The organism is Vibrio sp. 1562, assembly GCF_033340155.1.
In the GTDB taxonomy this organism is placed as follows: Bacteria; Pseudomonadota; Gammaproteobacteria; order Enterobacterales; family Vibrionaceae; genus Vibrio; species Vibrio alginolyticus.
Window position 1 is genome coordinate 199,222 of record NZ_JAWOVY010000005.1, and the last position, 24,245, is coordinate 223,466.

Annotated in this window: 18 protein-coding genes; 8 read left to right on the plus strand and 10 right to left on the minus strand. The window is 44.5% G+C overall.

Annotated elements, in window-relative coordinates; genetic code table 11:
• Positions 1–10 precede the first annotated feature (10 nt).
• Positions 11–772 (minus strand): DeoR/GlpR family DNA-binding transcription regulator, encoded by a 762-nt coding sequence (locus R7Z49_RS07505; protein WP_033906045.1) that lies wholly within the window; start codon positions 770–772, stop codon positions 11–13.
• Positions 773–1,205: 433 nt separating this feature from the next.
• On the opposite strand from R7Z49_RS07505, the gene pykF reads away from it, so the two are divergent.
• The gene (pykF, locus tag R7Z49_RS07510; RefSeq protein WP_005392243.1) at positions 1,206–2,618 is read left to right on the plus strand and encodes a pyruvate kinase PykF; all 1,413 of its coding nucleotides are present in this window, start codon (positions 1,206–1,208) and stop codon (positions 2,616–2,618) included.
• Positions 2,619–2,775: 157 nt separating this feature from the next.
• Positions 2,776–3,462: a GntR family transcriptional regulator gene (locus R7Z49_RS07515; protein WP_081248147.1), complete on the plus strand. Its 687-nt coding sequence runs from the start codon at positions 2,776–2,778 to the stop codon at positions 3,460–3,462.
• 55 nt (positions 3,463–3,517) lie between these two features.
• Here R7Z49_RS07515 and R7Z49_RS07520 read toward each other — a convergent pair whose 3' ends face one another.
• The 8 genes from R7Z49_RS07520 to R7Z49_RS07555 form a co-directional block, all read right to left on the minus strand.
• Complete coding sequence (locus tag R7Z49_RS07520; RefSeq protein WP_186584480.1) at positions 3,518–5,398, minus strand: GGDEF domain-containing protein; 1,881 nt, start codon at positions 5,396–5,398, stop codon at positions 3,518–3,520.
• 110 nt (positions 5,399–5,508) lie between these two features.
• Entirely contained in the window at positions 5,509–6,003 is a 495-nt protein-coding gene (gene ilvN, locus R7Z49_RS07525) for an acetolactate synthase small subunit (protein WP_005379697.1), read from the minus strand.
• A gap of 1 nt (position 6,004) precedes the next feature.
• The gene (locus R7Z49_RS07530; protein ID WP_005379695.1) at positions 6,005–7,729 is read right to left on the minus strand and encodes an acetolactate synthase 3 large subunit; all 1,725 of its coding nucleotides are present in this window, start codon (positions 7,727–7,729) and stop codon (positions 6,005–6,007) included.
• A 449-nt stretch (positions 7,730–8,178) separates the two neighbouring features.
• Positions 8,179–9,987 carry a long-chain fatty acid--CoA ligase gene (locus R7Z49_RS07535; protein ID WP_318111508.1) on the minus strand — a complete coding sequence of 603 codons (1,809 nt, stop codon included), beginning with the start codon at positions 9,985–9,987 and terminating at the stop codon, positions 8,179–8,181.
• Positions 9,988–10,280: 293 nt separating this feature from the next.
• The gene (gene calR / locus R7Z49_RS07540) at positions 10,281–11,240 is read right to left on the minus strand and encodes a LysR family transcriptional regulator CalR (protein ID WP_005379693.1); all 960 of its coding nucleotides are present in this window, start codon (positions 11,238–11,240) and stop codon (positions 10,281–10,283) included.
• A 555-nt stretch (positions 11,241–11,795) separates the two neighbouring features.
• Positions 11,796–12,842 (minus strand): MJ1255/VC2487 family glycosyltransferase, encoded by a 1,047-nt coding sequence (locus R7Z49_RS07545; RefSeq protein WP_042522415.1) that lies wholly within the window; start codon positions 12,840–12,842, stop codon positions 11,796–11,798.
• Between the two features lie 3 nt (positions 12,843–12,845).
• Positions 12,846–13,394: a phosphatase PAP2 family protein gene (locus R7Z49_RS07550; RefSeq protein ID WP_042522417.1), complete on the minus strand. Its 549-nt coding sequence runs from the start codon at positions 13,392–13,394 to the stop codon at positions 12,846–12,848.
• Positions 13,395–13,546: 152 nt separating this feature from the next.
• Complete coding sequence (locus R7Z49_RS07555; protein WP_033906036.1) at positions 13,547–14,344, minus strand: SH3 domain-containing protein; 798 nt, start codon at positions 14,342–14,344, stop codon at positions 13,547–13,549.
• Between the two features lie 518 nt (positions 14,345–14,862).
• Between R7Z49_RS07555 and leuA the strand changes: the two genes are divergently transcribed.
• From leuA to R7Z49_RS07580, 5 genes are all read left to right on the plus strand, one after another.
• Entirely contained in the window at positions 14,863–16,410 is a 1,548-nt protein-coding gene (leuA, locus tag R7Z49_RS07560; protein WP_005379685.1) for a 2-isopropylmalate synthase, read from the plus strand.
• Positions 16,411–16,492: 82 nt separating this feature from the next.
• Entirely contained in the window at positions 16,493–17,584 is a 1,092-nt protein-coding gene (gene leuB / locus R7Z49_RS07565; RefSeq protein WP_005383068.1) for a 3-isopropylmalate dehydrogenase, read from the plus strand.
• A 73-nt stretch (positions 17,585–17,657) separates the two neighbouring features.
• Complete coding sequence (gene leuC / locus R7Z49_RS07570) at positions 17,658–19,058, plus strand: 3-isopropylmalate dehydratase large subunit (RefSeq protein ID WP_039841408.1); 1,401 nt, start codon at positions 17,658–17,660, stop codon at positions 19,056–19,058.
• A gap of 16 nt (positions 19,059–19,074) precedes the next feature.
• Positions 19,075–19,677 carry a 3-isopropylmalate dehydratase small subunit gene (leuD, locus tag R7Z49_RS07575; RefSeq protein ID WP_005430484.1) on the plus strand — a complete coding sequence of 201 codons (603 nt, stop codon included), beginning with the start codon at positions 19,075–19,077 and terminating at the stop codon, positions 19,675–19,677.
• A gap of 135 nt (positions 19,678–19,812) precedes the next feature.
• The gene (locus R7Z49_RS07580; protein WP_186584481.1) at positions 19,813–20,595 is read left to right on the plus strand and encodes a DUF547 domain-containing protein; all 783 of its coding nucleotides are present in this window, start codon (positions 19,813–19,815) and stop codon (positions 20,593–20,595) included.
• 140 nt (positions 20,596–20,735) lie between these two features.
• On the opposite strand, the gene djlA is transcribed toward R7Z49_RS07580, so the two are convergent.
• Positions 20,736–21,590, minus strand: a complete 855-nt coding sequence (djlA, locus tag R7Z49_RS07585; protein ID WP_005383076.1) for a co-chaperone DjlA — start codon at positions 21,588–21,590, stop codon at positions 20,736–20,738.
• A 266-nt stretch (positions 21,591–21,856) separates the two neighbouring features.
• Here djlA and lptD point away from each other — a divergent pair, with 266 nt between their 5' ends.
• Positions 21,857–24,202 (plus strand): LPS assembly protein LptD, encoded by a 2,346-nt coding sequence (lptD, locus tag R7Z49_RS07590; protein ID WP_005379673.1) that lies wholly within the window; start codon positions 21,857–21,859, stop codon positions 24,200–24,202.
• Positions 24,203–24,245 lie beyond the last annotated feature (43 nt).

Genomic DNA, 24,245 nt, shown 5'->3' on the forward strand with positions numbered 1-24,245 from the left:
GATTACATCATTAGGCGCAAATGACTTTCACGCCATGTTGTTCAATCTGTACTTTATGCTCTGCTTGGATATCTGCATCGGTCACCAACACATCAACTTGATGCCAAGCGAGCTCTAAGTTTGGGATCTTACGGCCGATTTTTTCGGACTCTATCATTACGATCACTTCACGTGACGCTTCTGCCATTACCTTACTTAAGCCAACCAACTCATTAAATGTCGTGGTTCCACGCTCGAGATCGATGCCATCCGCACCGATGAATAGTTGGTCAAAGTCGTAAGCTCGTAATACAGATTCGGCTACTTTGCCTTGAAAGGACTCTGAGTGCGTATCCCAAGTACCGCCAGTCATCAGCAGTGTCGGTTCGCTCTCTAATTCATTTAGGGCGTTAGCAACATGCAACGAGTTGGTCATGACCACTAAGCCACGTTTGTCATTCAACTGTTGAATCAGCGCGGCAGTCGTGCTGCCACTGTCGATCACGATGCGATTATGCTCGCGAATCAATGATGCTGCTGCTTTTGCTAAGCTTAACTTTCGAGTCGAAACATTAGCGCCCAATTCTTCGTGAATGACTTCCTTTGGGATAGCAATCGCACCGCCATAGCGGCGTAGAAGTTGGCCGTTTTTCTCTAAAGAAGCTAAATCCTTTCTAATCGTGACCTCTGAGGTTTCGAATTTCTGAGCAAGTTCATCAACGCTGACTTCTCCTAGTTCAGAAACCAAGTTAGAAATGGCGTGTCTTCTTAATTGAGTATTTCGTTTCGACATTTAAGTTTTGACTTTAAGTTTCGATGTGAAACTTATTATAGTCAAACCGAAACTTTCAAGTCCATTTATTTCGATCCAAAAAATTAATATTTCTCGATAAAACCTTGTCCTAAGACAATTCTTAAACAGTGATATTGGATTCATTCAGTGGTAGAATTCGCCACCGAAAAGAAAAAAAATTACAGAATTGAAGGCTATTTTTTTGCAACTTTCTGCATATAAAGTGGGATTAGTCACAAAAAGGTAACCAAAATCGCCGATCTTTTAGTCATAAAATGACTAAACTTGGTGAAAGACTTTCAGAATCTGAAGTTCTAATAATGAGACGAAAAATCGGTGGATGACAGGTACTAAATGTCATCAAAAACGTCCTGACTTCAGAGTAAATAACCGACTTTCAAATTGTAACTATACTTACCGGAGAGTATCTTCCATGAAAAAGACCAAAATCGTATGTACGATTGGCCCTAAAACAGAATCTGTAGAGAAGCTAACTGAACTAGTTAACGCAGGCATGAACGTAATGCGCCTTAACTTCTCTCACGGTGACTACGAAGAACACGGCACTCGTATCGCGAACTTCCGTAAAGTAATGGAAGCTACTGGCAAACCACTAGCAATTCTTCTAGATACTAAAGGTCCAGAAATCCGCACTATCAAGCTAGAAGGCGGTAACGATGTTGATCTAGTAGCAGGTCAAGAATTCACTTTCACAACTGACACTTCAGTTGTAGGTAACAAAGATAAAGTTGCAGTAACTTACGCTGGTTTCGCAGCCGACCTAAACGTAGGTAACACTATCCTAGTAGACGACGGTCTAATCGAGATGGAAGTTATCTCTAAGACTGAAACTGAAGTTAAATGTAAAGTTCTTAACAACGGTGCACTAGGCGAAAACAAAGGTGTTAACCTTCCTGGCGTTTCTGTAAACCTACCTGCACTATCTGAAAAAGATAAGAACGACCTTAAGTTTGGTTGTGAGCAAGGCGTTGACTTCGTAGCAGCTTCTTTCATCCGTAAAGCGTCTGACGTTCAAGAAATCCGTGAAGTACTTGCTGCAAACGGCGGCGAGAACATCCACATCATCTCTAAGATCGAAAACCAAGAAGGTGTTGATAACTTCGACGAGATCCTAGAGCTTTCTGACGGCATCATGGTTGCACGTGGTGACCTAGGTGTTGAAATCCCAGCTGAAGAAGTAATCTTCGCTCAGAAAATGATGATCGAGAAGTGTAACCGTGCACGTAAGATGGTTATCACAGCAACTCAAATGCTTGATTCTATGATCAACAACCCACGTCCTACTCGTGCGGAAGCAGGCGACGTTGCTAACGCGGTAATGGACGGTACTGACGCAGTAATGCTTTCTGGTGAAACGGCGAAAGGTAAATACCCTGTTGAAGCGGTAACTATCATGGCTCAAATCGCGAACCGTACTGACTCAGCGCTAAAAGCTGAACTAGGTTCTCGTCTAGACAGCCCACGCCTACGCATCACTGAAGCAGTATGTAAAGGTGCAGTAGACACAGCTGAGAAACTAGCTGCTCCACTTATCGTTGTTGCAACTGAAGGCGGTAAGTCTGCACGTTCAGTACGTAAGTACTTCCCAACTGCAAACATTCTAGCGCTAACAACTAACAAGAAAACTGCTGCACAGCTAGTTCTAACTAAAGGTGTTACTCCTGTAGTTGTTGATTCAATCGAAAGCACTGACGCATTCTACGTAGCGGGTAAAGAACTTGCTCTAGAATCAGGTCTAGGTAACAAAGGCGATATCGTTGTTATGGTTTCTGGCGCTCTAGTTGCTTCAGGTACTACGAACACAGCTTCTGTACACGTGCTATAAGACTGAACTTTTAACACTTCAGTTTCTTGAGAAGGAGGGCTTATGCCCTCCTTTTTTATATGGCTTTCTTGCTCTCATAATAGGCTAATTGTATTATTTACCTCTATCAGAATTTCGTACTGTTTAATTTTATCGTCACGATTAAAGTTTCTATGAGGTGTATGTGTCTAGTCCCACTCTTACCGACAAAGTATTAAGAATGATCCGTCAGGATATTCTCGATGGCGAGCTTAAACCAGGTCAAAAACTCGTGGTTGCCGAACTCAAAGAGAAGTACAACGTAGGAGCGTCACCCATTCGAGAAGCATTGGTGCAATTATCTTGGAGCAAGTACGTCAAACTCGAGCCGCAAAAAGGCTGCTGGGTTGCACCTGTATGTAAAGATGAGTTACATGACTTGTACGAAAGCCTGCAAATGGTCTCCGCATGCTTACTCAGTAAGGCAATTATGATTGGCGATGAAAAATGGGAACTGGATGTACTAACTGCTTATCACAAGTTATCCCGAGTAAAACCTGGCGAAAGCTTTTGTTGGAGGGAATGGGAAGAGCGCCAAAATCAGTTTCTTACTGCGCTGTTTGAAGGTGCTGGCTCTGTCAATATGTTTGGGTTTTTCCACGATCTACTCACGCAAATTAAACGCTACCAATACTTCGCGATGCAGATTTTAGGCACAGGGAACCCTGGGCACTGTAATCTCGATGAGCAAGAAATACTGATGAAGGCATCGCTAGACAAAAAGAGTCAGGATGCTTTAGGTTATCTAGAGCGTTATTTGAGACAGTCAATACAGTGTATCGAAGCCGCCATCGACAACCAATGTCGCATACTGGCTAGCGAATAACGCTGAGACTAAAAAGCGGGGGGTCTATCCCCGTTTTTTCGTTTTTGTAAAAGCACTAAGCAATATCATCATAACTATGACATAGCGATACGCAGTTACGCCCTGCACTTTTTGACTCATACAAAGCAATATCAGCACATTTATACGTTCTTGTACGATCAGAGGTTAAATCACTATACCCAGCACTGACAGTAATGCCTCTATCACTACGCATTTGAACCGCGACACGTAGCCTGTTCAATACAATTTCAGCCTCTTCTAGTGTTGTATGCGGCATAATCACTGCAAATTCCTCACCACCGACACGAGATACAAAGTCTGTGCTGCGGACTTCTTCTAGGAGGGTTTCTGCGACACTACAAATCACCTTGTCTCCTTCGTCGTGGCCAAGCTCGTCATTAATACGTTTAAAGTGGTCAATATCAAACAACGCCAAACAAGCAGGAGGGCTATCAGGATAGCGTTCAATAATCCCCGCATATTGCGCCAATTGCTCTTCAAATTTTCGGCGGTTCCACAACCCCGTCAAGCCATCTTTTTCGCTTAGGTTTCGTAATTTTTCTTCTAACTCTTTTTGCCCAGAGATATCCACCAGCGACGTAATGTAATAACTCACTTTACCTGATTTGGTTAAATTCGCCTGAATACGCATTATTGCAGTAAAGACTTGATTAAACTTAGTTCGACAACGAATCTCCCCTTCCCATACGTGTTCACTCTTCAGTGTTTTCCAGATACTCAGGTTTGCTTCGAGATCTTCAGGTAAGAGAATTAAATGATGTGCACTCCAACCTTGGGCATGCTTGGTTGAGTAACCCATCATGTTTTCAAACTCTTGATTAACCATGATGATTCTATGTGAAGCATCCGAGATCATCACCGCAGTCATACCATCAAGAGCAGCTCGAGCCAACTTCGATTCCATACTATGACGCCGATAATGCAGAGCAAGGGCTGCCGTCGGCAAAGTGAAGCCGAGCACCAAACTTAAAACAAAAAACGCTTCTTGGATTAAGTCATCAATATCCCTCTGAGCTCGGGATAATAACTGCTCATTGGTAAGATCAATAACCAGATGAAGAGGTTCGCTAGAAACAAACTGGATGGTGCGATACGCGACCAAATTCGAACCATTGTAAGCATAGCCCAAATCTTTTGAATTTAAACTACGCCAAATGTTTGGATACATCCGGCCAAAATTAAATTGAGAGCGAGCGGGAATTATATGGCCATACAAACGAGCTGATTTAGGGCTATCAATGTAAAATCCGTCACTCTTAATCAGCTCAATATGGAAATCAAGCACTGACGAATAGTTGAGTCGAGAGGATAAATAGTCAATATCAACATTAAGCACAAGATACCCTTCGCGCTTTCCGTTAAGCGAAATAGGCATCAAAATACGCAGTGACGGGCTATAGGGATAGACTAACTCGCCATACTCTCGTTCTAAACCTATCCCCCACGAAGCGATTTCGCCATCGTCTAAGTTCTTAGCGAATTGAAAGTAATCTCGCTCTGACTTATTTTGCAATTTGATCGCGGGCAACGCAGCGCCTGTTTCAATCTCATAATTAATCCTCACTTTTTCTCGACCAGAAACATCAAGAAAGCGAATTTGCTTATACAACTTTTGATTGATTGCGACCGAGATCCACATGTCTTCTAAGATGGAACGGTTCACCCGGTTAGGTTGGCGCAGATATTCATACAGACTTTGGCTGTGACCAAGTAGGTCACTGATCGTTTCGATTTGATCCTGAATATTGCTGTATTCACGGCCAGTATAGGCCAATTGATGTAACGCTTCTTGAGCGGTGTTCTCAACATTGTTTTCTAACAACGTCAGATATTTCTGATAGTAGTAAGCGGCAGTGAGTGCACTAAAAAATAGTGCTGTCGCCAATAAGGTGCCGACTCGCTTAGGTACTTTCACACGTCTAATGCCTATCATGCTTACTAAAACGACAATTATATCATTAATTGTTATTTTCTAAACAAAAAAGCCACTTAGATTAAGTGGCTTTTCTATATGCAATCAGAGAGTTAAGGTTTGAGGGCTCGCTCTCCTCGCGCAATGCCAACGACACCACTACGAGCAACTTCGACAACTTCGGTCACTTCGGATATCGCTTGAATGAAGGCATCTAGCTTTTCACTCGTACCCGCAAGTTGTACGGTGTATTGGGAAGCCGTGACATCCACGATCTGGCCACGGAAGATGTCTGCCGTCCGCTTCACTTCTGCTCGCGCAAAACCACTGGCTTTCACTTTCACCATCATCAGTTCACGCTCAATGTGCTCATACTCGGTGACTTCTTGTACTTTCAGCACATCGATCAGTTTGTGTAACTGCTTCTGAATTTGTTCCAACTGCATCTCATCAGATGTCGTGGTAATGTTCATTCGCGACAGGGTTTCATCATCAGTCGGTGATACCGTCAAAGATTCAATGTTGTAACCACGTTGAGAGAACAAACCAACAACACGAGACAACGCACCCGGTTGGTTTTCCAATAGCAATGAAATAATGTGTCTCATATTAAGTTCTCTCCGTTTTGCTTAGCCACATTTTATCCATACCCTCACCTTTGATTTGCATCGGGTATACGTGTTCGGTTTCGTCTACGTTGATGTCCACAAACACCAGACGATCTTTCATATCCAACGCTTTTTGTAGCCCTTCTTCGAGCTGATCAGGCGTTTCGATACGAATACCGACGTGACCATAAGCTTCTGCAATCGCTGCAAAGTCAGGAACAGAACTCATGTAAGAATTAGAGTGACGGCCTTGATAAATAATGTCTTGCCACTGTTTTACCATGCCTAAGAATCGGTTGTTCAGGTTGATGATCTTCACTGGAATGTCGTATTGCATGGCTGTCGACAATTCTTGAATATTCATCTGAATACTGCCGTCACCAGTCACAACCACGACCTCTTCTTGTGGCATGGCAAACTTCACGCCCATGCCAGCCGGAAGACCAAATCCCATGGTGCCAAGACCACCAGAGTTTATCCAACGGCGCGGCTTATTGAATGGGTAGTACAGCGCCGCAAACATCTGATGCTGGCCCACATCAGACGCTACATATGCGTCGCCATTAGTTAGCTTGTGCAGCGTTTCAATTACTTGCTGTGGCTTGATTCGTTCTGGAGACGTTTCATAAGACAAGCAGTTGCGGTCACGCCATACTTGAATGTCATCCCACCATGCAGTGATAGCATCTTGATCATTTCCACTACCTTGCTCTGCAAGCAGCCCGAGCATGGTTGTCAACACTTTTTCCGCAGAACCTACGATCGGCAAATCCACTTTCACGTTTTTCGAGATCGATGACGGATCGATATCAATATGCATCACTTTTGCGTTTGGGCAGTACTTTTCAAGGTTGTTGGTTGTACGGTCATCAAAACGCACACCGATACCAAAAATAAGATCCGCTTCATGCATTGCCATATTAGCTTCGTAAGTGCCGTGCATACCCAACATTCCCAGTGAGTTTTTATGTGTACCCGGGAATGCCCCCAAGCCCATCAAAGTACTCACAACGGGTAGGTTCAGTTTGTCGGAAAGCTCTAAAATATGTTCATGAGCGCCAGAAATCACTGCACCACCACCGATATAAAGCACTGGTTTTTTCGCTTCTAATAGCGATTTAAGCGCTTTTTTAATCTGGCCTTTATGGCCCGAAGTTGTCGGCTTGTAAGAACGCATTGAAAGCGTTTCTGGATATTGATAAGGCAGTTTGATTTGCGGGTTCATCACATCTTTTGGCAAATCAATCACAACTGGACCAGGTCGACCCGTAGTCGCAATATAAAACGCTTTTTTGATTGTTTCAGGAATATCTTCCGCTTTTTTTACTAAAAAGCTGTGTTTGACCACTGGGCGGGAGACACCGACGATGTCACACTCTTGGAAAGCATCATTACCAATTAGGCTATTCGGTACGTTACCCGAGATAACGATCATTGGGATAGAGTCCATATATGCTGTTGCAATACCCGTAATGGTATTGGTCGCGCCCGGCCCCGAGCACACAAGTACGACACCCGGTTTACCGGTAGCTCGAGCGTAACCATCTGCCATATGAGTGGCGGCTTGCTCATGCCTTACAAGTACGTGTTTGATTTGATCGGTTTTGGCATGCAGTGCATCGTAGATATCCAAAACAGAGCCACCTGGGTAGCCAAAGATCTGCTCTACGTGCTCTTCTATCAGAGATTGAACCACCATCTCTGCGCCTGACAACATTGCTGTCATAATTGCTCTCCTTAGCCAGTTTCCTCACCGTAAGGTCAACGGATTGGTCTGGTTTTACATAGTCTAGGTCTTATTCGTAGCCTAATCGAAATACTTCCACGTTTTCGGCTATGTCTTGCGTTCGTCATAACATCCCGCAAGGTTACCCAACAAATGTAACGTTTTATTATCAAAGGGTCTAATGAGAGATTGGTCTACTTTTTAAACAAGATACTAGTAATTAGAATGTTAGTAGGAATAGCAGCCACACATCTCCTATTTCACAGTACAACCTAAAAAATTAACGCTTAAAAAAAGAACATTATTTCATAAGCTTTTAGCTACAGGGTGCTAAATAGCGTTATTTGACGAGCAGAACAGAAAAAATCAATACAAACAAAAATCCCCAGCAATGCGCGATCACATCACTGGGGATTTTTTCCTCAATATAAAATCTAAGTCAGCTTAAGTTACTTTTTATCCGACTTTTCCTTATACATTTCTTCAATTTCATCTTGGTATTTGTCATTGATGACTTTACGACGAAGTTTTTGAGTTGGCGTTAACTCACCATCATCCATAGAGAAAGCTCTTGGTAACAGTTTAAACTTCTTCACTTGTTCAAACTTTGCCAACTCTTTTTGAAGATCGTTCACACGCTTCTCAAGCATTTCGACCACCTGGTGGTGCTTAATCAACTCAACGCGATCGTGATATTTGATATTCAGCTCTTTCGCGTACTCTTCTAGCGAGTCATAACAAGGCACGATAAGCGCAGAAACAAACTTACGAGTATCCGCAATGACTGCGATTTGCTCGATAAAGTGGTCTTTACCAATCGCACCTTCAATCATTTGTGGAGCGATGTATTTACCACCTGAAGTTTTCATCAACTCTTTGATACGATCGGTGATGAACAAATTGCCATTTTCATCAATGTAACCAGCGTCGCCCGTTTTTAGGAAACCGTGCTCATCAAAGGTCTTTTCCGTCTCTTCTGGCATTTTGTAATAGCCACGCATCACCATTGGACCACGAACCAGAATCTCGTTGTTTTCGCCGATCTTAACCTGTGCGCCAGGCATCGACATACCAATAGAGTCGGGGTTAAAACATTTATCATCCCAACACGATACTGTCGCAGTGGTTTCAGTCATGCCGTAGCCCAACTTAACGTTGATACAAATCGCATGGAAGAATCGACCGATGGTTTCATCCAACTTTGCACCGCCACAAGGCATAAAGTTGATTTGCCCGCCAAGTAGCGCACGCAGTTTGCTCAGAACCAACTTATCCGCCAAAGCGTATGACTTACGCAGCAAGAGCGATGGCTGACGTTTTTCTTGATGACAAGCGGCCATTTTTGCGCCCATGTTGACTGCCCAAGTAAACATGATCTTACGGTGAATCGGCGCGCGAGACACTTTCTCGTGAATCGCAGAGAAGATCTTCTCATAGAAACGCGGTACGGCACACATCACGGTAGGTCGCACCTGGCTCAGTGCATCACGTACTTGCATGGTGTCTTGCAAATAGCAGTTGGTCGCCCCTTTGTACAATACATAAAAGGTCCAAGCGCGCTCAAATACGTGTGACAACGGAAGGAAACATAATGACACGTCACTTTGAGAAAGGCTCAAGCGCTGATCGTGCCCTTCCAATTGCGCCGCAATGTTTGCGTAGTCCAACATAACGCCTTTTGGCTGGCCTGTTGTACCCGAGGTGTAGATCAGCGTGAGTAGATCATCTTCTTTTGCCTGATCTAAACGCGCGTCCAATTCAACTTGATATATAGCGTCGCCTTTGGCAACAAATGCTTGCCAAGAGATAACGAAATCATGATCGCCAAGTTCTATATCATCAGACATCGCAACAATGAGCTCTAACTGTTCGCACTGGTCGAAAATGCTCACTGCTGCATCAAATTGAGGCTGTTCACCAACAAACAGAACTTTTACGTCTGCATTGTTAATGATGTACGCCGACTGGGCGGCAGTATTGGTTGGGTAAATAGGTACTGTCACGCTGCGTAATTGCAGAGCTGCGATATCAGCGATCGTCCATTGCGGCATGTTGTTCGAGAAAATGCCGATCTTATCTTGGACTCCTAATCCCTGAGCCAAAAGTGCAAGTGATAAAGCATCAACTTGCTGACCAAATTGCGTCCACGTAATACCTTGCCACTCCTCACCCACTTTATGCTTGAGTGCAACGCGTGTACCACCGTTCGCAATTTGTTCACGAATACGTTTAACGATATGAAAATCTAACTTGGCCATTCTTTTACTTACCTTTTGGCTTACAGGCGTAAGCTAATTGAGCGAACAAGTGTACTCACGGCTTGCTAAAACGCAACTGACCAGTATCAAACTTATCACTAATAAGAGACAACTATCACTTATACGTCGCGAACGTACCTCAAATTGCTGAATGATTACTCTATTTAACTTACTGTTTCGATTGTTGATTACGAAAACAAAAAGCCCCGAGAGACAAAAATCGCTCGGGGACCAATGAATTGTAAAAATTGATGATTACCAATATGGTCTAATCGAGAAGACCAAACGTCATCTTATTTTGCGGCAACGACTTCACCACAAGTGATCATCAGTTGATCGCGTAGCCAAATGTGGCCTTTATCTTTTTCACTTGATTCATGCCAGCTTAAGAAGCCGCTGATTTCTTTGTTTGCAAATGGGAAATCAAGAATTTGCAGTTGATCGCTGTTTACCGCATTTTCCGCCATCCAACGTGGTGCAATAGTCACAAGCTCAGATTGACCCACCACGTATAGTAGGTTGCTTAAACTAGAACCTTCATACGCCGCTTGGCAATCCAGTTCACGGTACGCTTGCTCTGAGAAACTACGTTGGCCATGCACTTTCGATAACTTCGCATGCTTTTCGTTAAGCAGTTGCTCAGCCGTCACACCACCTTGAATGCGTGGGTGGGTTTTTGATGCGATAACCACTAATTCATCTTTGAAGATTTCAGTACTTGAGAAACCTTGCTCATCAAAACGAGCGTAGTCGATCACGAAATCAATTTCTTGGTAGCGCATACGCTCAGACAACAAACGGTCAAATTCTGCATCTAGGTGAAGCTGAACGTTTGGTGCTTGTTGATTCACTTTTGCCATGATCTTCGGAGCAAAACGCATGTCACAAGGGCTGCAAATCGCAAGCTTGAATAAGCGAGTCGAGGATTCTGGTTGGAATACAGAGCTAGGAAGTTCATTGCGAATCAGCTGTAGTGCTTGGCGAATAGGGCCAAACAGTTGACGAGCTCGTTGCGTAGGCTGAATACCACGGCCTTGGCGCATGAATAGCTCGTCGTTAAACATCACTTTTAAGCGTGCCACGGCGTTACTTACTGCCGGTTGAGACATGCCTAGGTTATGTGCTGCACGAGTAATATTTTGCTCTTGCATTACAGCATCAAATACAGTCAGTAGGTTTAAATCTACACCACGCAAAGTGCTTTCCATACGGTAGCTAGCAATTGCGCTCATCGCGTCTTTCTTCTCTAACATTGAGTGCGCCTCTTTTGTAATCGTCAACTTTGTTCATTAAATTCATAACGAATAGAATCCCATCTCGCACAAAAGACGGCGGCTGGATTCGAATCATTTTACGAATAGATAACCTAACTTTTTATTATATTTATCGTCCGGATACTTCCGGCTCGAACTGTACTATCAACTAATCGATTGCGGTTTCGCAACTAGATTGATATTTAATCAGTAAATTTTAGCCAATTAGGTATTTATTCGTTAAATAACAAAAGCTTGATAAAAACATAAAAAACTATAAAACACGTAAAAATGCATTCTTTGAGGACGTATTTAGCAAATTGATAGGACAGGCGGTCAACACAAGCATGCATTTAGCTCAGTTATTAGTTGAAATAAGAACAACAGATGACAGCTATATCTCTGATTGAATTTTGCACTTATCAGTCAAATTATCAGCAAATACACACTGAATAGAAATTAGAGAGGAAGAATAAAAATGCAGCCTTCCAAACAGAAAGGCTGCAACAAAATCGTGTCAAAAATGGAAGGAACAATGTACTTAGAACAACGTACTTAAATGTTCGACACGTAACTTGGAAAATCAACCTGCTCCCACAGTTGTCTGGATAACTCTGCTTTTGAATCCCATGCACCTTGCAGTACCCAATGAACAATAGCCTGAGCAACATCTGGGTATTTCACACTTTCGGCTTGTTGCTCCTTTAGCCACTGGCGTACTGCGGAAATGTCTAAGCTCTCCATCGACATCGCAAGCCCTAAATCTTCTAAGGTCGCAACATTGCTCTGCTGCTCGAATTGACCCGCGAGTGGCTTTAGTAACAATTTTTTCCCCAAAGACAAGGCTTCTGAAGGAAGCTCAAACCCACCATTAGCAATGACACCACTACAGCGATGCAAATGATGCTGGAAGTTGCTGTGGCATAAAGGGCGCAGTTCTATGTTTTCTACCAGCTCACATTCGATCACATCCGGGTGATAACAGATAAACGCTTGTTGATTAAAGTGGAACAATAAGTCTGAGATATCTTCAATCGATTCGAACGGTAGATACACCAACACGAAGTCGTCGTTTTCTGCTTGGCTATCGACGGTATGCACTATCGGTGGTAACAAAGGTTGATCAAAATGATGCCAATGCAAACCAAGGTGATGTTGAGAAGGCGCAAAGTATTCAATGACGGATTTATCTAACCAACTTGCTCCCTTTAGTGGCACCGGATAACGGAAAGCATTTTGGTGGCTGATACCAATAGAAGGCTTATTTTGTTGTCTCGCTGCCCACGCAGTCACAGGTTCGAAATCATTAATGATAAGATCGTAGGACGACAGATCGAGTTGCTTAACTTCTTTGAAAAACTGCACCAAATTGTTATTCAATGCTGTTTTCGCGTAGTTTACAGAGCCTTTTTCGGTAATAAAGGTGAAGCCTCGGCGAGTCTGGTAATCGCCAAATGCTTCCATTGAAAAGTATTTTTCCGGCGCTCGCCCAGAAAACAAAAAGTCGACCTCAACATCGTGCTCTTTAAACGCATGACTCATCGCCCTTGCGCGTGCAATATGTCCGTTTCCTGTCCCTTGAACACCGTACAAGATTTTCATCAATTAGCCTCCCAACATCGCAATCGCTAATCCACCACAAAGACTGCCAAGCAGTGCACCAATGATGACATCAGTAAAAAAGTGCACACCCAATAAGATTCGCGCGGTTCCGATTAAACTTGCCCAAAAGAATGCAGCAACGCCTAGGCTCGGATAGAAATGATCAATCAGCGTCGCCATGACAAACGCAGCGGCAGTGTGTCCTGAAGGAAGACTATAGCGATCAGAGGGAGTAATAAAAGCAGGAAGGAGTGCACTAAACTCTTCAGGGCGACGACGCTTAAAACTATTTTTCAGCGTCCAATAAATTGGTAGCTCGATAGCAAAAGCAAGTAAACCCGCCAGTAAAAACCAGACTCCTTGCTCCTTATCTAAATACCAAGCTAATAAACCCAACACCAAGTAAAGATGCCCGTCACCACTGTGGGAGACTCCTTTGCTGATATTGGCGACTTGTTGATTAAAACGGTGCTTAAGACAAACACTAGAGAGCGCTAAATCAAACTTAGCAATGGTTGCAATTGGCTGTGTAATTGTCTCTATGGTTCGCATGTGACCTTTCCTTACTTTGACAACGCCTTTGTGTGAAAAGTAGGAGGTTTAGGTGACAACAGCATGACGGGAGTTTGGACAATTAATGACAAAGGCCAAATTAAAGTGTGCCCAACAATTTATCTATTGGGCATAACCATAAAAATAGAACATTAAGAAGGGTTTGATAGTTGCGGTTGAGGGGTGTCTATATACCAGACTTTTCTCTTCTTGCGGCAGGCGCGCAAAGAGCCCGTCGTCATGTCGCCATCTTTTGTAAGCTCATAGCTCAGTGAGCGGCAAGTATAGTTTCCCGACAGTTCATGCTCTATACTCGTTTGCTCCGTTTTACTCGAGTTAGGCTCTAGTAAAGGGTTAGGCTGTGTAGATAAAATGTCACGATTTATCACATTGCTGCGCGCATAATCCTTATGGACATAACCTTTTATCACTCCTTTCTGTTCAACGAGAAACCAAGGTTGATCAACCACTTTTGCTAGCACATTAAAGACTTCCCCTTTCGATAATACGCCAAGCTTTTCCCCTTCAAGACTCGGTTTGGAGCGTAGGTTTAATGTGGTCTTAGAGCGGTAAGAGACATCCATAAACTCTACTGGGTTTGAGGTATCGACACCTTCAGTGGTTGGTCGGAAAACTTCCGCTTGCTGTTTCTCACTAGGCTGGACACGGATCTTCCACCAAGAATACGTTTCCGGATCTTTACCTTTAAACTTATTTCGGCTGTCAGACTCAAGGGCAACAAGCATCTGATTCAAGAACGATTCGCGTCCTTCATTACTCAAAAATCGATCCATTTGATCATTGATGACCACGACGCTCTGTGAGTGATCATTCATAACAACGGGGGAAGCCACTTCCACATAGGTCTGCGATTGAAACAGCTGACAACCCGACAAGCTGACCAGAGTAAATACTATGGCTGAACGTCCAAATTGTTTTGTTAACCTCATTCTTTCCCTAACCCTTATATTTCTTTTACCTAGTGCAACTGCACTACTATAAATGGTCATTCAAAACTTTTGCCAAACAATTCGGACCTTTGTGTGACAAGTCGCAATCCCGATGCTTGTTTTGGTAATGAAACGTCGCAAACTTGATGAGAACTTACTTCTTCTAGCACGTTTCTATCGCATCATGTCGTTTCACTTAGTGCATCATTTTTTCAAGCAAACGAAAAGACTCATCCGATATGAATAAAAAATCGACTTTAGGGTTGACGCGCTTCATGGAGTGCGGTACTAATTTGTTAACTTAATTATGTGGAAAGCTTAACAACTATGTCAGCTCATTTTTCTATCCTGCTTAGCCTCCTCCTGATCGTGACCAGTTCGCGCGGGTAGGCTGTGGAAGAAAAATAACCACACCAATTTCTAAGAACCCGCATGAGAATGCGGGTTTTTTTATATCTAAATACTGGAAGTAAACGATTCACTTGCGCGAAAGTGCAGAAATCAGGAAGGAAGCAAACATGAACGATCAGGTCATTATATTCGACACCACATTGCGTGATGGCGAGCAAGCGTTGTCAGCAAGCTTGACGGTTAAAGAAAAACTGCAGATTGCCTATGCGCTGGAAAGACTCGGCGTTGATGTTATCGAAGCTGGCTTCCCAATCTCTTCACCAGGTGATTTCGAGTCTGTACAAACCATCGCAAAAAACATAAAAAACAGTCGAGTTTGTGCCCTTTCGCGTGCCGTTGCGAAAGACATTGATGCTGCCGCTGAAGCCTTAAAAGTGGCCGACCAATTCCGTATCCACACGTTTTTAGCCACTTCCACCATTCACGTAGAAGACAAACTACGCCGCAGCTACGACGATGTACTAGAAATGGCAGTCAACGCCGTTAAACATGCACGTAACTACACTGATGATGTCGAGTTTTCTTGTGAAGATGCTGGTCGTACTCCAATCGACAACCTATGTCGCATGGTAGAAGCCGCCATCAATGCAGGTGCGAGTACAATCAACATTCCAGATACCGTTGGCTACACCGTACCAAGTGAGTTTGGTGGGATTATTGAAACTCTATTTAACCGCGTTCCGAACATTGATAAAGCGATCATCTCCGTTCACTGTCACGACGATTTGGGGATGTCAGTTGCCAACTCTATTGCCGCCGTTCAAGCTGGCGCACGTCAGATAGAAGGCACGATCAATGGCATTGGAGAGCGAGCGGGTAACTGTTCACTTGAAGAGATCGCAATGATCATCAAGACTCGTCAAGAGTTTTTGGGCGTTCACACTGGCATTAAGCATGATGAAATTCACCGCACCAGTAAGTTGGTTAGCCAGCTATGCAATATGCCTATTCAAAGCAACAAAGCAATTGTGGGTGCAAATGCGTTTAGCCACTCTTCAGGCATCCACCAAGATGGCATGTTGAAGAATAAGAATACCTACGAAATCATGACCCCTGAGTCTATTGGCCTAAAAAACCAAGCTCTGAACCTAACCAGCCGCAGCGGTCGCGCTGCCGTGAAGAGCCATATGGATACCATGGGTTACAACGAAGACGAGTACAACCTAGACGCGCTGTATGCGGATTTCTTGAAACTTGCTGATCGCAAAGGCCAAGTGTTCGATTACGACCTAGAAGCCCTAATGCACTTCTCGAACTTGCGTGAAGAAGATGACTTCTACAAATTGAGCTACCTAAGCGTGCAGTCTGGCAGCGTAATGGCTACCACCAGCATCAAAATGCAATGCGGTGATGAAGAAATGTGTGAAGCAGCGGTCGGTAATGGCCCAGTTGATGCGCTATACCAATGTATCTACCGCGTGACAGGCTACGACATCGTTCTGGATAAATTCGACCTAACCGCGAAAGGTGAAGGTGAAGATGGTTTGGGTCAAGCAGACATCATTGCCAACTACAAAGGTCGCAAATACCACGGTACGGGTGTTTCCACCGACATCGTTGAGGCTTCCGGCCAAGCATTATTGCACGTTATTAACAGCATTCATCGTGCAGATAAAATCGAAGAAATGAAGCAGAAAAAGATTGCGACTGTGTAATAACAACCGGGCTACACGGCTCAGGAAAGAACACGCTCGTTGAAATAATTAAGCTCAAAATTAGAAAACTTAAAGGATTAACATGACAGACAAATCGTACAAAATTGCCGTCCTACCCGGTGACGGCATTGGCCCGGAAGTAATGGCGCAGGCACATAAAGTATTGGATGCAATCGAAAAGAAACATGGTATTGCGTTTGAGCGTGACGAGCATGATGTCGGTGGTATCGCGATCGACAATCACGGTTGTCCACTTCCGGAGAGCACAATAAAAGCATGTGAAGAGTCTGATGCAGTCTTATTCGGCTCGGTTGGCGGCCCTAAGTGGGAGCACTTACCACCAAATGACCAACCTGAACGCGGTGCCCTACTGCCACTACGCAAACACTTCCAACTGTTCTGTAACTTACGTCCAGCGCAAATTCACTCAGGTCTTGAAGCTTTCTCACCGCTACGTGCAGACATCTCGGGTCGCGGCTTTGACATCGTGGTAGTCCGTGAACTGACGGGTGGTATCTACTTCGGCCAACCGAAAGGTCGTGAAGGTGAAGGCGCAACAGAAAAAGCATTTGATACTGAGGTGTACCACCGCTTTGAGATCGAACGTATTGCAAAAATCGCTTTTGAGTCTGCTCGTCTACGTCGCAAGAAAGTGTGCTCTATCGACAAAGCGAACGTTCTACAAAGCTCTATCTTATGGCGTGAAGTAGTCGAAGAAATCGCAAAAGACTACCCAGATGTCGAGTTGTCACATATGTACATTGATAACGCGACTATGCAGCTTATCAAAGACCCTGCTCAGTTCGACGTAATGCTATGTTCAAACATCTTCGGCGACATCATTTCTGATGAGTGCGCGATGATCACTGGCTCTATGGGTATGTTGCCTTCAGCGAGCCTAAACGAAAGCAAATTCGGTCTGTACGAGCCAGCAGGCGGCAGTGCACCAGATATCGCAGGTAAGAACATCGCTAACCCAGTGGCACAAATCCTATCTGCTGCACTGATGTTGCGTTACAGCCTAGGTGAAGAAACGGCGGCACAAGACATCGAAACGGCCGTTTCAAAAGCACTATCCGCGGGTGAGCTAACAGGCGACCTTGCTGGTGACAACCCAGCTCTTTCGACGTCTGAGATGGGCGATAAGATCGCTGAGTACATCTTAAACTCTTAATACAGCACGATTTGATAATAATTATTTGCTCCTGATGAGCCGTTGTCGGGAGCTATACACGAGATAGCAAACAATGGGCAAAACACTATACGAAAAAGTCTACGACGCACACGTTGCCGTCGCAGCAGAAGGGGAAAACCCAATCTTGTACATCGACCGTCACTTGGTACACGAAGTGACGTCTCCGCAAGCATTTGACGGCTTGCGTGAAAAAGGTCGTAAAGTGCGCCAGGTCAGCAAAACTTTTGCCACCATGGACCACAACGTTTCGACAACCACCAAAGACATCAACGCATCCGGTGAGATGGCTCGTATCCAAATGGAAACGCTATCGAAAAACTGTGAAGAGTTTGGTGTTACGCTTTACGACATTAACCACAAATACCAAGGTATTGTGCACGTTATGGGCCCAGAGCTTGGTATTACCCTACCAGGCATGACCATTGTTTGTGGTGACTCGCACACTGCTACACACGGTGCGTTCGGCTCTCTCGCTTTTGGTATTGGTACATCAGAAGTTGAGCATGTATTAGCGACTCAAACGCTAAAACAAGCGCGCGCTAAAACGATGAAGATCGAAGTGAAAGGTAAAGTAGCGCCGGGCATCACAGCGAAAGATATCGTGCTAGCGATCATCGGTGAAACTACAGCAGCTGGCGGTACAGGCTACGTGGTTGAATTCTGTGGTGAAGCGATCACAGACCTTTCAATGGAAGGCCGCATGACCGTATGTAACATGGCAATTGAGCTAGGTGCGAAAGCCGGTTTGATTGCGCCAGATGAAACCACGTTCGAATACATCAAAGGCCGTAAATTCTCACCTCAAGGTGCCGACTTTGACGCAGCAGTAGAATACTGGAAGACATTAAAAACTGACGATGATGCTCAATTTGATGCGGTTGTGACGCTAAACGCTGCAGACATTAAACCACAAGTCACTTGGGGAACTAACCCAGGCCAAGTTATCGCGGTAGATCAACCGATCCCAGCACCAGAAAGCTTTGCCGATCCAGTAGAAAAAGCCTCTGCAGAAAAAGCGTTGGCTTACATGGGTCTAGAAGCAGGCAAGTCATTGTCTGATTACAACGTCGATAAAGTCTTCGTTGGTTCTTGTACTAACTCACGTATCGAAGACATGCGCGCAGCCGCTGAAGTAGCGAAAGGTCGCAAAGTCGCATCTCACGTTCAAGCGCTAATCGTTCCTGGTTCTGAGCAAGTAAAAGCGCAAGCGGAAGCAGAAGGCTTGGACGTTATCTTTAAAGAAGCGGGCTTTGAGTGGCGCCTACCAGGTTGCTCAATGTGTCTAGCAATGAACAACGACCGTTTGGGTCCTCATGAGCGCTGTGCATCCACATCCAACCGTAACTTTGAAGGCCGCCAAGGTCGTGATGGTCGTACCCACTTGGTTAGCCCTGCTATGGCAGCGGCAGCAGCAATTGCTGGTCACTTTGTTGATATTCGTGAGTTGGATTAGGTTAAGGAGAGAACAAATGTCAGGTTTTAAACAACATACAGGCTTAGTTGTTCCTCTAGATGCAGCGAACGTAGATACTGATGCCATCATTCCAAAGCAGTTCCTACAAAAGGTCTCTCGCTTAGGGTTTGGTAAGCACCTATTCCATGACTGGCGCTTCCTAGACGATGCTGGTGAACAACCGAACCCAGAGTTCGTGATGAACGCTCCTCGCTACCAAGGCGCTTCAATCTTGCTAGCACGTGAAAACTTCGGTTGTGGTTCATCTCGTGAACACGCACCATGGGCATTAGCGGATTACGGCATCAAGGCGATGATCGCCCCAAGCTTTGCCGATATTTTTTACGGTAACTCGATCAACAACCAAATGGTGCCAGTTCGTTTGACTGAGCAAGAAGTGGATGAAATCTTCCAGTTTGTTGAGGCTAACGAAGGCGCTGAAGTGGAAGTAGACCTAGAAGCGAATGTGGTTCGTGCCAACGGCAAAGAATATGGTTTTGAAATCGATTCGTTCCGTCGTCACTGCTTACTAAACGGTTTGGACAACATTGGCCTAACCCTTCAACACGAAGATAAGATTGCTGAGTACGAAGCGAATATCCCAAGCTTCTTAAGCTAATTAAAATCGCAATTTAAACAAACAAAAGGTTGGCTTATGCCAGCCTTTTTTCTTTTATTTTCATTGCCTCAAGAAAGAAACTTCACCTTATGCAGGTCTACAATATCAATAAGGTTTTAACCCAAAGGTATCTCTATGAAGCGTCTGTTATTGCTATTGTGTGCTCTGGTTTCATTCTCAACATTTGCCGCACCTAAATCCGACTTATGGCCGTATTGGAAACAATCGAATCAGGCTAATCAAAGTCAAATCTCTCATCAAGATTGGCAGCAATTGCTCGATGCTTATTTGGTTGAACAAGGTGAGAATACCTTGTTTCGTTACAGCCAAGTCACCTCAGCCGATAAAACTAAGCTGAAACAATACATCCAACGTTTGGCAAAACTCGACCCTCGACAATACAACCAAGCGGAGCAATACGCCTACTGGGTAAACCTTTACAACGCCATCACGGTAGATCTTATTTTGGATAACTATCCTGTCGAATCGATTACCAAACTTGGTGGGCTATTTAGCTTTGGCCCTTGGGGGGATGATGTGGTCGTGGTCAACGGGAAGGATCTGACTTTAAACGATATTGAACATCGCATTTTACGTCCAATTTGGAATGACCCGAGAACACATTACGCGGTTAACTGTGCCAGCTTGGGATGCCCTAATCTGCAGTCTCAAGCATTCACTGCTGACAACACGCAAGTTCTACTGGATAGTGCAGCTAAAACATTTATTAACAGCAGCAAAGGCGTATCTATCCAAGGTAACACGGCACAGCTGTCTTCTATTTATGATTGGTTTGCAACGGACTTTGGTGGAGAAAAACAAGTCTTCAACCACATCACAAAGTACGCACCGCAATACAAAAACTTCTCTGGTAAAGTGAAATACGAATACGATTGGGACTTGAATCAAGCCAACTAAACTGGGGGGATGTGAGGTCAATTAGCATTAGGGACATAATAGGCCAAAAGCTAAAGACACTGGCAACTCAAAGACTAAGACATGAAAAAAGGGCACTGAGTGCCCTTTTTAAATCCAAATGTTTGATAGAAAACGTCCGGCTACTTAAAGCCTTTAACCTTCTTAATAAGATCGTAAGCGTTTTGAATCTCTTGAGATTTCTCTTTCGCGACGTTCATCATCTCTGGTGGTAAACCTTTAGCCATCAATTTGTCCGGGTGATGCTCGTTCATCAGTTTACGATAAGCACGCTTAACGGTTTTACTGTCTGCATCTGAAGACACATCCAGAATTTTGTACGCGTCGGCCAACTGATCCGCTTGTGAAGCTTGTTGCCAGCTACCACCTGAAGATTGGCCTTGATGCTGACCATGAAAACCGCCCTGGCTTTGGAAACGAAATGCGGCTTCTTGCATTTGCAAACGACGCTCTAATTGCTCAGAAGAGAAACCCAAACCACGTGCAATTTTGTGTAGTACATTTCGTTCACTCGGGTGGATTGAGCCATCTGCAAAGGCCGCCGAGATTTGCAGCTCTAAGAAAAATTGCAACAAGTCAAAGCGACCAGCTGTCGAAATTTTCACACGAACAAGAACATCTTCTAACGGAAAGTCGCTGTCTTTACCTTCACGAAACGCGTCTTGCGCTGCGCGACGCTGTTCGCCATGCAAATTCATGCGGTCCATCATGGCTGAAGCCAGTTGGATTTCCTCTTTGGTGACTTGGCCTTTCGCTTTTGCCACATGTCCCATTACCGCAAACGCCGCTTTAAAAAACTCTTCTTGGCGTTGAGCTTGACTTGGCCCTTTTCCAAAGCCGCCAGTAGAGAACCCGGCTTGACTCAAGCGACGTGCTTTATCGAATTGATGGCCAATAAATAAGCCAAAGAGTAAACCTAGCGGCCCGCCAAGTAACAAGCCAAAAAAGGCACCCAGAATTTTGCCAAAAATATGCATTATGTGTTCTCTATCAATGAATTTTTATCGACGACGGCGGTCTTATAGTGCCGGATGCAACGATTTCCTTTATGATAATGGAATTAGTTTTATTTCGGCTAGGCCATTTCGCCTGCTTATCTTTGCAGCTATTTTGTCGTCATTATGCCACAGTGAATCAATACGCTGGGATAAATGCGACTATAGTTGATTCATTTGGCTATTACGCTAGGGTACAACAAGCCCTATAGCCATCGAGTAGTAGTGACACAGGAAAGTTCAATTCAATGCAACATTTCTCCCGCACATTTTTAGCGGCCTCTATCAGCACCGCCTTGTTTGTACCCACCACTCAAGCTGAAGCGAATATCCATGATAGTGTGCAGGAAATGCCCGCCACAGATCAATGTTTGGTCGATACAAGTGGCGAGGAGGACGCTCTTAATACCCCAGTAGTGGTAGAAGCTGACACCCTGCAAGCCATCAATGGTGACAAAGCTCAGTACTCAGGTAATGTACAAGTCACCCAAGGCCAGAAGAAAATTACCGCAGATAGCGTAACGCTGCACCAACAAGACAACGTCGTGGTTGCCGAAGGCAACGTGACTTTCAATGACGGCCAAGTCAAAGCTCGATCTGATCGTGTTACTAACGACATTAATCAAGATACGTTTTCACTTGAGAACACCGATTATCAGTTCCTTTGCCAACAAGGCCGAGGCACTGCAGCCTATATCGCCCGCACAGGTCAGTCGGTTTATGAACTCGAAGACGGCTCTATCACATCGTGCCCTCAAGGCGATAATTCATGGCGATTGGTTGCGTCAGGCATCGATGTTGACCAAGATGAAGAGACAGCGACGCTGCACCACCCTCGATTTGAAGTGTTAGATGTGCCTGTTTTCTATGTGCCGTATCTAACCATGCCAATTGGAGATACGCGTAAAACGGGTTTCCTCTTCCCTTCTTTATCGTACGGTTCTAGTGATGGTATGGAAGTCGAGGTGCCATTCTATTGGAACATCGCGCCTCAATATGACATGACACTCACCACGCTCTATATGCAGCAACGTGGTACAAAACTCGATACTGATTTCCGCTACCTAACAGATGGTTGGGGAAATGGGGAAATCAAAGGCGAATACCTCAATAGTGATCGCAAATATCAGGACGAGTCTCGTTGGGGCTACCAAGTTAAACACGACGGTATCATCAATAAACAGTGGATAGTCAAAGTTGATTACTCAAAAGTGAGTGATATTGATTACTTCCTCGATCTCGACTCCGATATTGGTAACCGTGAAGATGGTCAACTGGTTCAAGAAGGACAAGTACAATATCGTTCTGACTTCTGGGATGCCTCGTTAACCGTTCGTGACTTCCAAATCTTATTGAAAGAAGAGAACCGCCCTTATCGCCTGCTTCCTCAGTTAGACTTGAACTACTACACGCCGTTGTGGGGAGACTACCTTAACTTTGACGTGAAGAGCCAAGTCAGCCGCTTCGATACCAGCGATGCTGCGCGACCAAATGCGACCCGTGTTCACATTGAACCAGGGCTTACATTACCACTCTCAAACTCATGGGCAACGTGGACAACAGAAGCGCGTGTGCTCTCTACGTATTACTCTCAAGACTTAACGGGTTTGACAGATGTAAACTTGCAAAACCAGTTGGATGATGAAGTTTCTCGTGTTATTCCTGAGTTCCGTACGCATGCGCAACTTTACTTAGAGCGAGATACAAGCTGGATCAAGGGCTACACCCAAACACTGGAGCCTCAGCTGCAGTACTTGTACGTACCTGAAGAAGATCAGACCAACATCTACAACTACGATACCACCTTGCTACAAACCGACTACTACGGGCTATTCCGCAGTCGTAAGTACAGTGGCATTGATAAAATCGCCTCGGCGAACCAGTTAAGCTACGGTGCGAGTACTCGCTTCTTTGATGATGACTATAAAGAGCGTCTTAACGTTTCATTTGGTCAGATTTACTACTTCGATAAAAAGACCAAACTGAGCAACAGCCCAAATCTTCCGGATGAGACAACCAATTACTCATCATGGGCGATTGAAGCTGATTTCAACTACAACGATTACTTGTTCTATCACGGTGGAATTCAATACGATATTGATTTGAGCTCCATGCAGTTGGCAAACAGTACCTTGGAATACCAATTCAACGGCGGCTTTATTCAGGGTAACTATCGCTACGTTACGCGTGAATACATCGAAGATACGATCATTCTCGAAAACCTAGACACAATTACTCGTAAAGGTATTTCTCAAGCAGGTATTGTAGCGGCCTACGAGTTCAACCCGAACTGGTCTGCGAGTGGTCAATACTACTACGACCTCAATGAAAATGCGGACCTAGAATGGTTAGCGAGCCTACGTTACCAATCTGACTGTTGGTACATTGGCGTCACTTACTCAAACCAATTGCTTGGTTGGGAAGACCAAGCTATCGGCAGCACCGGGGCATCACCTGAATACGAAAATAACTTCAGCGTTAACTTCGGTATTCAAGGCTTTGCGACCAACCAGCGTGAAGACACTGCTGTCAAAGAGCTGGATGGTTCTGACAACGCGATTAAGTACGGCCGCCCATTCTATCTGAACAATTAATCAAAATAGGCGTCTTAAATGAATAAGACGCCTATTCAAAAAT

Excerpts from the sequence above, each read along its gene's own strand:
- R7Z49_RS07505 (WP_033906045.1), bottom strand. The coding sequence starts at position 772 with ATGTCGAAACGAAATACTCAATTAAGAAGACACGCCATTTCTAACTTG.
- pykF (WP_005392243.1), top strand. The coding sequence starts at position 1,206 with ATGAAAAAGACCAAAATCGTATGTACGATTGGCCCTAAAACAGAATCT.
- ilvN (WP_005379697.1), bottom strand. The coding sequence starts at position 6,003 with ATGAGACACATTATTTCATTGCTATTGGAAAACCAACCGGGTGCGTTG.
- R7Z49_RS07530 (WP_005379695.1), bottom strand. The coding sequence starts at position 7,729 with ATGACAGCAATGTTGTCAGGCGCAGAGATGGTGGTTCAATCTCTGATA.
- R7Z49_RS07535 (WP_318111508.1), bottom strand. The coding sequence starts at position 9,987 with ATGGCCAAGTTAGATTTTCATATCGTTAAACGTATTCGTGAACAAATT.
- calR (WP_005379693.1), bottom strand. The coding sequence starts at position 11,240 with ATGTTAGAGAAGAAAGACGCGATGAGCGCAATTGCTAGCTACCGTATG.
- R7Z49_RS07545 (WP_042522415.1), bottom strand. The coding sequence starts at position 12,842 with ATGAAAATCTTGTACGGTGTTCAAGGGACAGGAAACGGACATATTGCA.
- R7Z49_RS07550 (WP_042522417.1), bottom strand. The coding sequence starts at position 13,394 with ATGCGAACCATAGAGACAATTACACAGCCAATTGCAACCATTGCTAAG.
- R7Z49_RS07555 (WP_033906036.1), bottom strand. The coding sequence starts at position 14,344 with ATGAGGTTAACAAAACAATTTGGACGTTCAGCCATAGTATTTACTCTG.
- leuA (WP_005379685.1), top strand. The coding sequence starts at position 14,863 with ATGAACGATCAGGTCATTATATTCGACACCACATTGCGTGATGGCGAG.
- leuB (WP_005383068.1), top strand. The coding sequence starts at position 16,493 with ATGACAGACAAATCGTACAAAATTGCCGTCCTACCCGGTGACGGCATT.
- leuC (WP_039841408.1), top strand. The coding sequence starts at position 17,658 with ATGGGCAAAACACTATACGAAAAAGTCTACGACGCACACGTTGCCGTC.
- leuD (WP_005430484.1), top strand. The coding sequence starts at position 19,075 with ATGTCAGGTTTTAAACAACATACAGGCTTAGTTGTTCCTCTAGATGCA.
- R7Z49_RS07580 (WP_186584481.1), top strand. The coding sequence starts at position 19,813 with ATGAAGCGTCTGTTATTGCTATTGTGTGCTCTGGTTTCATTCTCAACA.
- djlA (WP_005383076.1), bottom strand. The coding sequence starts at position 21,590 with ATGCATATTTTTGGCAAAATTCTGGGTGCCTTTTTTGGCTTGTTACTT.
- lptD (WP_005379673.1), top strand. The coding sequence starts at position 21,857 with ATGCAACATTTCTCCCGCACATTTTTAGCGGCCTCTATCAGCACCGCC.